Raw genomic sequence first — 12,687 nt, 5'->3', positions numbered from 1 at the left:
AGTACCAGTCTCCCCCAAGACGGCTACGCTATTTCCTCTGCCGGCAATGCCCCTCATTAATACCATTCGCGGGTTGATTTTGCTGCCCGCCATTACCCTATTGACAGGTTGTAATGCTGTGTTGTTGTCTCCTTCGGGTGACATTGCGGTACAGCAACGTAACCTAATATACATCTCCACGGCGCTGATGCTGCTGATCATCGTCCCGGTGATCGCGCTGACGCTGTTCTTTGCCTGGAAGTATCGGGCCTCGAACAAGAACGCCACCTACTCGCCCGACTGGGACCATTCCACGGTGCTGGAACTGGTGATCTGGTCGGCGCCGCTGCTGATCATCATCGCGCTGGGCGCGATCACCTGGGTCAGCACCCATGCGCTGGACCCGTACCGGCCGCTGGAGCGGATCGACGCCAAGCGTTCGCTGCCGACCAACGTCAAGCCGTTGACGGTGGAAGTGGTGGCGCTGGACTGGAAGTGGCTGTTCTTCTATCCGGAGCAGGGCATCGCCACGGTCAATGAAATGGCGGCGCCGGTCGACCGGCCAATCCAGTTCAAGATCACCGCCTCGACCGTGATGAACTCGTTCTTCGTGCCGGCACTGGCGGGGCAGATCTACGCGATGCCTGGCATGGAGACCAAGCTGCACGCGGTGATCAACCGGCCGGGCGAATACGAAGGCCTGTCGGCAAACTACAGCGGTGCCGGCTTCTCGGGCATGCGCTTCAAGTTCCATGGCCTGGACGAGCAGGGCTTCGAGCAGTGGATCGCCAAGGCCAAGGCCAGCGGCCAGACCCTGACGCGCGAGGATTATCTGAAGCTGGAGCAACCGAGCGAACGCGAGCCGGTGCGCTACTACGCCAGCGTCGACAAGGGCCTGTACGACAAGATCCTGAACCGCTGCGTCGAAGCGAACCGCATGTGCATGAACGAAATGATGGCGATCGACGAGCAGGGCGGCCAGGGCAAGCCCGGCGCCTTCAACGTCGCCACGCTCGACCCCGCCACGCGCGCGCGCCTTGGCTTGCAGGATGCGCCGGTGCGCAGCTATGTCGGCGGCATGTGCACGGTCGCCGATCCGGACGGCTCCGGTGCCTTCGGCCCGGCCGCGTCCACCTTTGCGCCGGCCGGCGAATCCGCCGCCGTGACGCTTCCCCAGCTTCCTCTTACACAACGCGCTGTAGCCGGCGTTGACCAGCATGCTTGACAGTTTCGACCTCACCAAGCTCATTTTCGGCCGTCTCTCCTGGGAGGCGATCCCGCTGCACGAGCCCATCCTGATCGCCACCTTCGCGGCGGTCGTGCTCGGCGGGCTGACGCTCGTCGGCGCGCTGACCTATTTCCGCGCCTGGGGCTACCTGTGGCGCGAGTGGTTCACCAGCATCGACCACAAGAAGATCGGCATCATGTACATGGTGCTCGGCCTGGTGATGCTGCTGCGCGGCTTCGCCGACGCGATCATGATGCGTCTGCAGCAGGCGATCGCCTTCGGCGACAACATGGGCTATCTGCCGCCGCATCACTACGACCAGATCTTCACCGCCCACGGCGTGATCATGATCTTCTTCGTGGCGATGCCGCTGGTCACCGGCCTGATGAACTACGTGGTGCCGCTGCAGATCGGCGCGCGCGACGTGGCCTTCCCGTTCCTGAACAACTTCAGCTTCTGGATGACCACCGCCGGCGCCGTGCTGGTGATGGTGTCGCTGTTCGTCGGCGAATTCGCCAAGACCGGCTGGCTGGCCTATCCGCCGCTGTCGGGCATCCTGCAGAGTCCGGACGTGGGGGTCGACTACTACATCTGGGCCTTGCAGATAGCGGGGATCGGTACCTTGCTGTCAGGCGTCAACCTGCTGGTGACCATCGTCAAGATGCGCGCCCCGGGCATGACGATGATGAAGATGCCGGTCTTCACCTGGACCTCGCTGTGCACCAACGTGCTGATCGTCGCCGCCTTCCCGGTGCTGACGGCCGTGCTCGCGCTGCTGTCGCTGGACCGCTATGTCGGCACCAACTTCTTCACGAACGACTTCGGCGGCAACCCGATGATGTACGTGAACCTGATCTGGATCTGGGGCCACCCCGAGGTGTACATCCTGATCCTGCCGGCGTTCGGTATCTTCTCGGAAGTGGTGTCGACCTTCTGCCGCAAGCGCCTGTTCGGCTATGCGTCGATGGTGTACGCGACGGTCGTGATCACGGTGCTGTCGTACCTGGTCTGGCTGCACCACTTCTTCACGATGGGTTCGGGCGCCAGCGTCAACTCGTTCTTCGGCATCACGACGATGATCATCTCGATCCCGACCGGGGCGAAGATCTTCAACTGGCTGTTCACGATGTACCGCGGCCGCATCCGCTTCGAAGTGCCGATGCTGTGGACCGTGGGCTTCATGGTCACCTTCGTGATCGGTGGCATGACCGGCGTGCTGCTCGCCGTGCCGCCCGCCGACTTCGTGCTGCATAACAGCCTGTTCCTGATCGCCCACTTCCACAACGTGATCATCGGTGGCGTGCTGTTCGGCCTGTTCGCCGGCATCAACTACTGGTTCCCGAAGGCGTTCGGCTTCAAGCTCGACGATTTCTGGGGCAAGGTCTCGTTCTGGTTCTGGCTGGTCGGGTTCTATGCCGCGTTCATGCCGCTGTACGTGCTGGGCCTGATGGGCGTGACCCGCCGCGTCAGCCACTTCACCGATCCGTCGCTGCAGATCTGGTTCCAGGTCGCCGCCGTCGGCGCGTTCCTGATCGCGATCGGCATCGCCGCCTTCCTGATCCAGCTGGTGGTCAGCTTCAAGCGCCGTGCCCAGCTGCGCGACGTGACCGGCGATCCGTGGGATGGCCGCACGCTGGAATGGTCGACCTCGTCGCCGCCGCCCGCGTACAACTTCGCGTTCACGCCGGTAGTGCACGACAACGACGCCTGGTGGCAGATGAAGGACCGCGGCTACGAGCGTCCGCAGAAGGGCTTCCTGCCGATCCACATGCCGAAGAACACCGGTGCGGGCATCATCCTCGCCGGCCTGTCGACGGTGCTGGGCTTCGCGCTGATCTGGCACATGTGGCTGCCGGCCGCGGTTGCGTTCGTCGCCCTGCTGGCGGTCGCGATCGGCCACACCTTCAACTACCAGCGTGACTACTACATCCCGGCGGAGCACGTCGTCCGCACCGAGGAAGAACGCACCCGCCTGCTTGCACAACATGCTTGACACCATTGCAACCCAACCGGCCGGCGCCAGCGGCGCGCCGGTCCGCGGCGGCTCCAACGAGCTGCGCTTCTACCTGCCGACCGAGCATCATCCGCAGAACGGGACGATGCTGGGCTTCTGGCTGTACCTGATGAGCGACTGCCTCATCTTCGCCTGCCTGTTCGCCGTGCACGGCGTGCTCGGCCGCAGCTATGCGGCGGGCCCGTCGGGCGCCGACCTGTTCGACCTGCCGCTGGTGGCGCTGAACACGTCGATGCTGCTGCTGTCGTCGATCACCTACGGCTTCGCGATGCTGGAGATGCAGCGCAACAAGCTCAAGGGCACGATGGTGTGGCTGGCCATCACCGGCCTGCTGGGCGCGGCCTTCGTCGGCCTGGAGCTGTACGAGTTCTCGCACCTGATCCACGAAGGCGCGGTGCCGCAGCGCAGCGCGTTCCTGTCGTCGTTCTTCACGCTGGTCGGCACCCACGGCCTGCACGTGACCTTCGGCATCATCTGGCTGATCACGCTGATGTTCCAGCTGAACAAGCACGGCCTGATCGCGGCCAACAAGCGTCGCCTGATGTGCCTGTCGCTGTTCTGGCACTTTCTGGATGTGGTCTGGATCGGCGTGTTTACCTTCGTCTATCTGATGGGAGTGATGGTATGAGCGCCCACGACTATTCGTTCTCGAACCTGGCCGACAAGGGCCACGGTCATCACGGCGATCATGGCCATGGCCACGACGATCACCACGATCACGACGATGGCGCCGCGCATGGCACCCTCAAGAGCTATGTGATCGGCTTCGTGCTGTCGGTGATCCTGACGGCGATCCCGTTCTGGCTGGTGATGGGCCAGGTCATCGACAATCAGAACACCACCGCGCTGGTGATCCTCGGCTTCGGCGCCGTGCAGATCGTGGTCCACATGATCTACTTCCTGCACATGAACACCAAGTCGGAAGGTGGCTGGAACATGCTGGCGCTGATCTTCACGATCATCCTGGTCGTCATCACGCTGGCCGGCTCGCTTTGGGTCATGTATCACATGAACACGAATATGATGCCGACGATGACGCACGACATGAAATCGATGCCTTGACCTCGCCTCGACCTGTAAAACACAGCCCGGATCGCAAGCCCGTTCCCCGCAGCCCGGCCGCCCTCGCGGTGCTGGCGCTGCTGGCGGTACTGGCTTTCGCCGGGCTGTTTGCCTTGGGCACCTGGCAGGTCGAGCGCCGCGCCTGGAAGCTGGACCTGATCGAACGCGTCGAGGCGCGCGTCCATGCGCCGCCGGTCGACGCACCGGCGCCCGAGCGATGGCCGCTGATCCGTGCCGCGGCCGACGAATACCGGCATGTACGCGTGAGCGGCACCTTCCTGCACGACCGCGAGACGCTGGTGCAGGCCGCGACCGCGCTGGGCGGCGGATTCTGGGTGATGACGCCGATGCGGATGCGCGACGGCACCGTGGTGCTGATCAACCGCGGCTTCGTGCCGCCGGAATTCCGCTCGCGCGAGAGCCGGGCCAAGGATGAGCCGACCGGTGAAACCACGGTCACCGGCCTGCTGCGGATCACCCAGCCGGGCGGGGGCTTTCTGCGCCGCAACGATCCGGCCGCCGACCGCTGGTACTCCCGCGATGTGCAGGCGATCGCCGCCGCTCGCGAACTGGAGCGGGTCGCGCCTTACTTCATCGATGCCGATGCCGGCCCGCCGGAGGCGTTTGGCGCATCGGGCGCATCGCGCCGCTGGCCGGTCGGCGGGCTGACCGTGGTGACCTTCCACAACAGCCATCTGGTCTATGCGTTGACCTGGTACGGGCTGGCGCTGATGGTGCTGGGCGCCGCCTGGTACGTCGGCCGTGAGGAACTGCGGCTGCGCCGCGGCCGATGAGGGACAATGCGGGGCATGCCGGTTCGCACGGCATGCACTGACCCGCGGCGCCGCGGCGGTACGCTGCGAACGCCGCTGCCATCCTGCTTCGACCCTGACGATGCCTCTTTCCACCGATTCCCCGCCGAAGCCCGCCGGCGCCACGCTGGCGGCGCCCAACGGCGCTCCGGCCCCGGCGCGCCGCGGCGAGCGCGCGCTCGACGCCACCGCCCGCAAGAACATGGAGCAGCTGATCGAGCTGCGCTGGATCGCGGTGCTGGGGCAGGTTGCCACCATCAGCGTCGTGCATTTCGGCCTCGACGTGCCGCTGCCGGTCAACCAGATGCTGGCGGTGCTGCTCGGGCTGATCGCCTTCAACGCGCTGAGTCTGCTGCGGCTGCGCTTTGTCGTCGCCGAGGTCTCGCAGACGCAGCTGTTCGTCTCGCTGCTGGTCGATATCGGCATGCTGACCGCGCTGCTGTATCTGAGCGGCGGCGCCTCCAACCCCTTCGTCTTTCTTTATCTGCTGCAGGTGATCCTCGGCGCGGTGCTGCTGCAGGCATGGTCAATCTGGGTCATCGTGGTGGTCACCGCGTCGTGCTTCGCCGGCCTGGCGCTGGTCGGCAAGCCGCTGGCGCTGCCGCCGGACCACGAGCAGGGGCTCGGCAGCCTCTACATCCAGGGGATGCTGATCTGCTTCGTGTTGAACGCGGCGCTGCTGGTGGTCTTCATCACGCGGATCATGCGCAATCTGCGTGCCCGCGACGAGCATCTGGCCGACCTGCGCCAGCGCGCCGCCGAGGAAGAACATATCGTCCGCATGGGCCTGCTGGCCTCGGGGGCCGCGCATGAACTGGGCACGCCGCTGGCCACGCTGGCGGTGATCCTGTCCGACTGGCGCCGCATGGAACCGTTCTCGAAGGACCCCGAGCTGCTGCAGGAGCTCGGCGAGATGCAGACACAGGTGCAGCGCTGCAAGTCGATCGTCAGCGGCATCCTGCTGTCCGCGGGCGAGGCGCGCGGCGAGGCGCTGACCGAAACCACGGTGCGCCGCTTCGTCGACGACCTCGTTGCGGAATGGCGCGCGACCCGGCCGGTCGCCGAGTTCTCCTACGACTACCGCTTCGGCCCGGACCTGCCGATCCTGTCGGACTCGGCGATCAAGCAGATGGTCTGCAACGTGCTGGACAACGCGCTGGAGGCGTCGCCGCGCTGGGTCGGCTTCGACGTGCGGCGCGAGGATGATACGCTGGTGCTGTCGGTCCTCGACGAAGGCCCCGGTTTCGCCCCGCAGATGCTCGAGCGCCTGGGCAAGCCCTATCAGTCGAGCAAGGGCCGGCCGGGCGGCGGGTTGGGGCTGTTCCTGGTCGTCAATGTTGCTCGCACGCTGGGCGGCAGTGTGGCCGCGCACAACCGTCCGCAGGGCGGGGCGATGGTCACGATGAAGCTGCCGCTGGCGGCAATCACGCTGGAAGAGGAGGCCGAAGATGCTGCCCAATGATCCCGAGCGCGGCGCCGCGGCGGCCGGCCAACCGGCGCAGACGCAGGACGAGGCCGGACGCGTGCTGATGATCGTCGAGGACGACGCCGCCTTCGCCCGCACGCTGCGCCGCTCGTTCGAACGGCGCGGCTATCAGGTCCTGCATGCGACCAGCCTCGAAGGGATGAACGAACTGCTGAAGGAACATTCGCCCGGCTATGCGGTGGTGGACCTGAAGCTCAAGGGCGAGGCCTCGGGCCTGGCCTGCGTGCAGGCGCTGCATGCGCACGATGCCGACATGCTGATTGTCGTGCTGACCGGCTACGCCAGCATCGCCACCGCGGTCGAGGCCGTCAAGCTGGGCGCCTGCCACTATCTGGCCAAGCCGTCGACTACCGACGACATCGAGGCCGCCTTCGAGCGCGCCACCGGCGACGTCGACGTCGAGGTCACCGGCCGCCCTACCTCGATCAAGACGCTCGAGTGGGAGCACATCCACGAGACGCTGGCCGCAACGGGCTTCAATATCTCCGAGGCGGCGCGCCGGCTCGGCATGCATCGCCGCACGCTGGCGCGCAAGCTCGAGAAGCAGCGGATCAAGTAAGGCCGCGCCGCGGCCTTCCCCGGCCCTCGTGGCGCAGGCCGCCGAGGCTGCCAGCAAACCGCTCCGCCAGCCGCTCGCGGCGAAAGACCTCCACTACATAGTCGACGAATACACGCGTCTTGGCCGGCAGCAGCGTGCGCGTGGGGTAGTACAGCGAGATCGCTCCCGCATCGGCGTACCACTGTGGCAGGACGCGGACCAGTTCGCCGCGCTCCAGCCACGGCAGCACATCGGGCACTGCCAGCAGCGTCACGCCAAGTCCTTGCAAGGCAGCTTCGCGCATGGCGGCCGGATCGTTGAGGACGATCCGCTCTTGCATCTCGATTCCCTGCTCGTCGCCGGCGGCATCGCGCATGACCCACTGGCGGGTACGCCCCGTACGTCCCGATCGCATGACGATGCCATCCAGCGATTGCAGCATCGATGGATGGGTCGGCAACGTGCGCCCCCGCAAGTACGCCGGCGATGCGACGGCGATCACATGCGCGGGCGCCAGCGTGCGGGACACCATCCCCGCCGCCAGTTCAAAGCCTCCGCCGATGGCGGCGTCGAATCCTTCGGCGATCAGGTCGACCGCACGATTGTCGAAGTGCCATTCGGGCCGGATTGCGGGATAGCGGGCAAGAAATTCGGGCAGCAGCGGCATCACCCAGGTCACGCCGAAAGAAGGCGCCAGGCTCAGCTTGAGCACGCCGGCGGGCTCGCCTCGATCGCTGGAGACGGTGGCAATGGCCGCCTGCAGCGCCTCCAGGTTGCCGCCGATGGCCGCGAGGAAGCGCTCGCCCGCCTCGGTCAACGTCAGCTTGCGCGTCGAGCGCTGAAACAGCCTGACACCGAGATTGCGCTCCAGCATGGCCACATTGCGGCTGACCGCGGCCGGCGTCAGCGCCAGCCGGCGGCCGGCAGCAGAAAAGCTGCCCGATTCGGCGCTGCGGACGAACGATTCGAGATTCGCGAGGGTCTCCATGCCGTTCATCTTATATGAACACTTGAAAATCATTCCGGTCATTGCTGGCTAAACATCGGGCAATCCGCCGCCCATACTCCGTTCACACCTTTTCGATTGACCTACGGAGAAACAGCCATGACGCAACAGATTCTTCCCCTGGCCGGCAAGACGGCCCTCGTGACCGGCGGCTCGCGCTCCATCGGCGCCGCCATTGCCCGCCGGCTCGCCGCCGACGGCGCGGCCGTCGCGCTGACCTACAGCGCATCACCCGACAAGGCCGCCGCTGTCGTGGACGACATCGTGGCGGCCGGAGGCCGCGCCATCGCGATTGCCGCCGACGCCGGCGACCCGTCCGCCGTGCGTCGGGCAGTGACCGGGACGGTCGAGGCCTTCGGCGGCATCGACATTCTTGTCAACAACGCCGGCCTGGGCCTGGGCGGCGCCATCGAGGACATCCCGTTCGAGACCTATGAACGGATGATCGCGGTCAACGTGACGGGCGTATTCGTCGCCACCCAGGAAGCCGTGCGGCAGATGAAGCCCGGTGGCCGCGTGATTCATATCGGCTCGTCGATGACGCGGTACGCGGCCTTTCCAACAGCGTCGCTCTATACCCTGACCAAGGGCGCCATTGCGGGCTTCAACCGCAGCCTGGTACGCGACCTCGGCCCGAAGGGCATCACCGTCAATACGGTCCATCCCGGCCCGACCGATACCGACATGAATCCCGATGGCGGCCCGGTCAGCGAGATCGTCGGCCCCGGCATTGCCCTGGGCCGGTACGGTCAGCCGGGCGAGATCGCCGGCGTGGTCGCCTTCCTCGCCGGGCCCGACGCAGCTTTCGTGACCGGAGCCGATATCGTCGCGGACGGCGGCTTCACGGCCTGAGCCAGGAGACAGTCATGCGTAACGACATCGGCAAGACCATCGGCATCATCGGTGCCGGCGCGATCGGCACCGCGTTTGCGAAGGCGCTGGCCCGCCACGGCATCGAAGCGGTGATCGCCAACAGCCGGGGCCCGGACACGCTGCAGGACGCCCTACGGGCGATCGGCCCATCGATTCGCGCGGGCACGCGCGAGCAAGCCGCGGCGCAGGACATCGTGCTGGTTGCCGTGAATTGGTCCAAGCTGCCGGCGGCACTGGCGGGACTGCCCCATTTCGGCGGCCGGATCGTGATCGATGCCAACAATCCGATCGAAGCGCCGCTGTTTCGCCCCGTGGACCTGCATGGCATCTCGTCGACGGCGGTGTTTGCCGGCCTCGTGCCGGGCGCCCGTGTCGTCAAGGCGTTCAATCATCTGCAGCCCGCACTGGTGTCGGGCGATCCGCAGGCCGACGGCGGTCGCCGCGTGCTGTTCCTGTCGGGCGACGATGCCGGCGCCAAGGCCGAGGTGGCCACGCTGATCGCGCGGCTGGGTTTTCTCGGCATCGATCTCGGCACGCTCGATGCCGGCGGACGCCAGCACCAGTTTCCCGGCGGACCGCTGGCCGCGCTGAACCTGGTCGCGATCGACGCGCGGTAACAGGCGCTCGCGCGCCTCCCGGAGTGCCGCGGCTTTATCGATTCGTTGTTTCGGTATGGTCGCGATACTCCGTGGAAGCGATAGCTGCAGGGCGATAGTGCAGCGCTTACAATGGCCGGCAGCGATTTAGAAAAGAAGGTCGGCCGCGTTCGCCGCGACGGCAAATCCGCCTGGCCGGCCCCGATCAAGGAGACTTTGCGCCCATGCAGATCGAATCCCTGCTGGACCAGCCGCTCGGCAATCTCGCCGACTGCGTCCGTGCCCACGCCAACGCCCGCCCCGAGCATCCCGCGGTCATCGATGACCGTACCAGCCTGTCGTATCGCGAATTCGACGGGCTGGTCGACCGCGTGGCCGCGGCCCTGCAGCGCGACGGGTTGCAGCCGGGCGATGCGCTGGCGATCTGCGCCGCCGCGTCGATCGAGTATGCGGCGGTATTCCTCGGCGGGCTGCGTGCCGGCGTCGCCATCGCGCCGCTCGCACCGTCGTCGACGCCGCCGGCGCTGGCCGGCATGATCGCCGACTCCGACGCAAAGCTGCTGTTCCTCGACGCCCCGGTGCTCGACGCATTGCAGGGCGCAGGTATCGAGGCCACGGTGCCGCGCATCGGACTGGGCGGCGCGCAGACCGGCGTCGCATTCGCCGACTGGCTGGCGCCCGCCGGCAGCCGGCCGCGCGAGACGCCGCTGCGCCAGGGGCAGGTCTTCAACATCATCTATTCGTCCGGTACCACGGGCGCGCCCAAGGGCATCGTGCACGACCACGCGCTGCGCTGGAACCAGATCCGCCGCGTCAACGAGACGGGCGGCTACGGAGCCGATGCGGTGACGCTGATCGCCACGCCGCTGTATTCGAACACCACGCTGGTCAGCTTCATTCCGACGCTGGCGCTCGGCGGCACCGTGGTGCTGATGCCGAAATTCGACGCGCAGCGCTATCTCGAACTGGCCGAGCGGCATCGCGTCACCCACGCGATGCTGGTGCCGGTGCAATACCAGCGGCTGCTGGCCCGCGAGGATTTCGATCGCTACGACCTGTCGTCGTTCCGGATGAAGTTCTCGACCAGCGCGCCGCTGTCCGCCGCGCTGAAGGCCGACATCCTGCGTCGCTGGCCCGGTGGACTGGTCGAGTACTACGGCATGACCGAAGGCGGCGGCAGCTGCGTGCTGGCCGCGCATGAATTCCCGGACAAGCTGCATACGGTCGGCAAGCCGATGGAAGGGCACGACATCCGGCTGATCGACGACGACGGCAACGAAGTGCCGGTGGGCCAGATCGGCGAAGTGGTCGGGCATTCGAACACCATCATGACGGGCTATCACAAGCAGCCCGACAAGACCGCCGCCGCGGAGTGGTACGACGCGACCGGCAAGCGCTTCATCCGTACGGGCGACGTGGGCCGCTTCGACGAGGATGGTTTCCTGACGCTGATGGACCGCAAGAAGGACATGATCATCAGCGGCGGCTTCAATATCTATCCGAGCGACCTCGAGGCGGTGCTGCAGCAGCATGCGGACGTGGTCGAATGCGCGGTGGTCGGCGTGCCGTCGCAAAGCTGGGGCGAGACGCCGGTGGCCTTCGTGGTGCTGCGCGAGGGTGCGGCCGTCGATGCCGAGGCGCTGCGCGAATGGGTCAATGCGCAGGTCGGCAAGACGCAGCGGCTCGCCGCGCTGGAACTGTGCGCGCAGCTGCCGCGCAGCGCGATCGGCAAGGTGCTCAAGCGCGAGCTGCGGGATGGGTTTCGCGGGGGCAGGGCGTTGGCATGAGGCCGTTCGGGTGGCCGAGCCGCCCGCTATAATCCGCCGACCGATCGACCGCCCACGCACTCCTCCATGCTCAAGGATCCTGTCGAAGCCCGCCCGACGCGCCGCTATGTCGAGAAGCGCGAGACCATTCTCGATGCGGCCGCGGTGCGCTTCAATCGCAAGGGCGTGCGCGGCACCACGCTGTCGGACGTTGCGCAGGATGTCGGCCTGAGCACCAACAGCATCACCTACTACTACCGCAAGAAGGAAGACCTGGTGGTCGCCTGCCTGTTGCGGACCATCGACGAGATGGTCGGCATCGCGGCGCAGGCTGGCGCGCTGCCGACGCCGGGCGAGCGGGTGGCAGGGTTTATCCGTTTGTTCTTTGCTCGGCTCGCGTTGACGGCCACCGGCGAGCGTCCGGAGCTGATGAGCTTTCGCGAGATCCGCACGCTGCCCGACAGCCATGCCGAGGTCGCGTTCAGCGCGTACAACGACATGTTCCGCCGCATCCGCCAGCTGCTGCGCGAGCGCACGCCGGTCGACGCGGCCGAGCGCAGCGTGCTGAGCGCGCGCGCCCACCTGCTGCTGTCGCTGGCGACCGGGGCGATGGTCTGGATCGAGCGCTACGAACCCGAGGACTATCCGAAGGTCGCCGAGTCGGTGATCGATCTGCTGCTGCATGGCATCGGCTCGCGCACGGCGCGCTGGCAGCCGACGCTCGATACCGCCGCGCTGCTGCCGTCGTTGGACCAGCCCGAGACCACGCAGCAGGCCTTCCTGCGCGCGGCCACCGAACTGCTGAACGAGCAGGGCTACCGCGGCGCCTCGGCCGACCGCATCTCCGCCCGGCTCAATCTGACCAAGGGTTCGTTCTACCACCACAACGAGAACAAGGACGACCTGATCGGCGCCTGCTTCGACCGGATGTTCGACGTGATACGCAGCACGCAGACGTTGGTCGAGAACGGGCCCGGTACCGGCTGGGACAAGCTGTGCGCGGTCACGCGCGCGCTGGTCCACTACCAGTTCTCCAGCCAGGGGCCGCTGCTGCGGCTGACCATCTATGGCGCCTTGCCCGAGGAAATGCGCAAGGAGAAGATGCTGACGATGAACCGGCTGTCGGCGCGCTTCGTGCGATTTCTGGTGCAGGGCATGCAGGACGGCTCGATCCGGCCGCTCGACCAATCGATCGCGGCGCTGCAGATCAACGGCATGATCAACGCCGCGGTCGAGCTGCGCCGCTGGGTGCGCGATGCCTCGGCGGACAACGCGGCCGATCTGTTCGTGCGGCCGCTGCTGATGGGCATACTGTCGCCGGCGTAGC

At 66.5% G+C, this 12,687-nt stretch carries 12 protein-coding genes; 11 read left to right on the top strand and 1 reads right to left on the bottom strand.

The genetic code is table 11. The features are described from left to right. Positions 1-46: 46 nt before the first annotated feature. From cyoA to FOB47_RS08250, 7 genes are all read left to right on the top strand, one after another. Positions 47-1,204 (top strand): ubiquinol oxidase subunit II, encoded by a 1,158-nt coding sequence (gene cyoA, locus FOB47_RS08280; protein ID WP_174780572.1) that lies wholly within the window; start codon positions 47-49, stop codon positions 1,202-1,204. After that, complete coding sequence (gene cyoB, locus FOB47_RS08275) at positions 1,197-3,200, top strand: cytochrome o ubiquinol oxidase subunit I (protein ID WP_053823527.1); 2,004 nt, start codon at positions 1,197-1,199, stop codon at positions 3,198-3,200. Before cyoA ends, cyoB begins: the two co-directional genes overlap by 8 nt. Next, positions 3,193-3,849: a cytochrome o ubiquinol oxidase subunit III gene (cyoC, locus tag FOB47_RS08270; protein WP_006577860.1), complete on the top strand. Its 657-nt coding sequence runs from the start codon at positions 3,193-3,195 to the stop codon at positions 3,847-3,849. The genes cyoB and cyoC overlap by 8 nt, the downstream gene beginning before the upstream one ends. Continuing rightward, positions 3,846-4,283 (top strand): cytochrome o ubiquinol oxidase subunit IV, encoded by a 438-nt coding sequence (cyoD, locus tag FOB47_RS08265; RefSeq protein ID WP_174780571.1) that lies wholly within the window; start codon positions 3,846-3,848, stop codon positions 4,281-4,283. The genes cyoC and cyoD overlap by 4 nt, the downstream gene beginning before the upstream one ends. Further along, positions 4,280-5,077, top strand: a complete 798-nt coding sequence (locus tag FOB47_RS08260) for an SURF1 family protein (RefSeq protein ID WP_390884880.1) — start codon at positions 4,280-4,282, stop codon at positions 5,075-5,077. Before cyoD ends, FOB47_RS08260 begins: the two co-directional genes overlap by 4 nt. A 100-nt stretch (positions 5,078-5,177) precedes the next feature. After that, the gene (locus FOB47_RS08255) at positions 5,178-6,557 is read left to right on the top strand and encodes an ATP-binding protein (RefSeq protein WP_174780570.1); all 1,380 of its coding nucleotides are present in this window, start codon (positions 5,178-5,180) and stop codon (positions 6,555-6,557) included. Positions 6,558-6,624: 67 nt separating this feature from the next. After that, positions 6,625-7,140, top strand: a complete 516-nt coding sequence (locus tag FOB47_RS08250) for a response regulator transcription factor (RefSeq protein ID WP_043440636.1) — start codon at positions 6,625-6,627, stop codon at positions 7,138-7,140. On the opposite strand, the gene FOB47_RS08245 is transcribed toward FOB47_RS08250, so the two are convergent. Then, entirely contained in the window at positions 7,133-8,107 is a 975-nt protein-coding gene (locus FOB47_RS08245; protein ID WP_053824549.1) for a LysR family transcriptional regulator, read from the bottom strand. The two genes, FOB47_RS08250 and FOB47_RS08245, sit on opposite strands and share 8 nt — an antisense overlap. A 117-nt stretch (positions 8,108-8,224) precedes the next feature. Here FOB47_RS08245 and FOB47_RS08240 point away from each other — a divergent pair, with 117 nt between their 5' ends. From FOB47_RS08240 to FOB47_RS08225, 4 genes are all read left to right on the top strand, one after another. Next, positions 8,225-8,977, top strand: coding sequence for an SDR family oxidoreductase (locus FOB47_RS08240; RefSeq protein WP_174780569.1), 753 nt, complete (start codon positions 8,225-8,227; stop codon positions 8,975-8,977). A gap of 14 nt (positions 8,978-8,991) precedes the next feature. Then, positions 8,992-9,615, top strand: coding sequence for an NADPH-dependent F420 reductase (locus tag FOB47_RS08235; RefSeq protein WP_244959204.1), 624 nt, complete (start codon positions 8,992-8,994; stop codon positions 9,613-9,615). 203 nt (positions 9,616-9,818) lie between these two features. Further along, complete coding sequence (locus FOB47_RS08230; RefSeq protein WP_174780568.1) at positions 9,819-11,381, top strand: class I adenylate-forming enzyme family protein; 1,563 nt, start codon at positions 9,819-9,821, stop codon at positions 11,379-11,381. Positions 11,382-11,447: 66 nt separating this feature from the next. Further along, positions 11,448-12,686 carry a TetR/AcrR family transcriptional regulator gene (locus tag FOB47_RS08225; protein WP_174780567.1) on the top strand — a complete coding sequence of 413 codons (1,239 nt, stop codon included), beginning with the start codon at positions 11,448-11,450 and terminating at the stop codon, positions 12,684-12,686. The last annotated feature ends 1 nt before the right edge of the window (position 12,687 follow it).

This window comes from Cupriavidus gilardii (assembly GCF_013347325.1).
GTDB lineage: Bacteria > Pseudomonadota > Gammaproteobacteria > Burkholderiales > Burkholderiaceae > Cupriavidus > Cupriavidus gilardii.
This window is presented reverse-complemented; position numbering and strand designations above follow the sequence as displayed.

What these genes read in the sequence shown, in the direction of transcription:
- cyoB (WP_053823527.1), top strand. Translation starts at nt 1,197, where the DNA reads ATGCTTGACAGTTTCGACCTCACCAAGCTCATTTTCGGCCGTCTCTCC.
- FOB47_RS08250 (WP_043440636.1), top strand. Translation starts at nt 6,625, where the DNA reads ATGATCGTCGAGGACGACGCCGCCTTCGCCCGCACGCTGCGCCGCTCG.
- FOB47_RS08240 (WP_174780569.1), top strand. Translation starts at nt 8,225, where the DNA reads ATGACGCAACAGATTCTTCCCCTGGCCGGCAAGACGGCCCTCGTGACC.
- FOB47_RS08235 (WP_244959204.1), top strand. Translation starts at nt 8,992, where the DNA reads ATGCGTAACGACATCGGCAAGACCATCGGCATCATCGGTGCCGGCGCG.
- FOB47_RS08230 (WP_174780568.1), top strand. Translation starts at nt 9,819, where the DNA reads ATGCAGATCGAATCCCTGCTGGACCAGCCGCTCGGCAATCTCGCCGAC.
- cyoC (WP_006577860.1), top strand. Translation starts at nt 3,193, where the DNA reads ATGCTTGACACCATTGCAACCCAACCGGCCGGCGCCAGCGGCGCGCCG.
- FOB47_RS08245 (WP_053824549.1), bottom strand. Translation starts at nt 8,107, where the DNA reads ATGGAGACCCTCGCGAATCTCGAATCGTTCGTCCGCAGCGCCGAATCG.
- cyoD (WP_174780571.1), top strand. Translation starts at nt 3,846, where the DNA reads ATGAGCGCCCACGACTATTCGTTCTCGAACCTGGCCGACAAGGGCCAC.
- FOB47_RS08225 (WP_174780567.1), top strand. Translation starts at nt 11,448, where the DNA reads ATGCTCAAGGATCCTGTCGAAGCCCGCCCGACGCGCCGCTATGTCGAG.
- FOB47_RS08255 (WP_174780570.1), top strand. Translation starts at nt 5,178, where the DNA reads ATGCCTCTTTCCACCGATTCCCCGCCGAAGCCCGCCGGCGCCACGCTG.
- cyoA (WP_174780572.1), top strand. Translation starts at nt 47, where the DNA reads ATGCCCCTCATTAATACCATTCGCGGGTTGATTTTGCTGCCCGCCATT.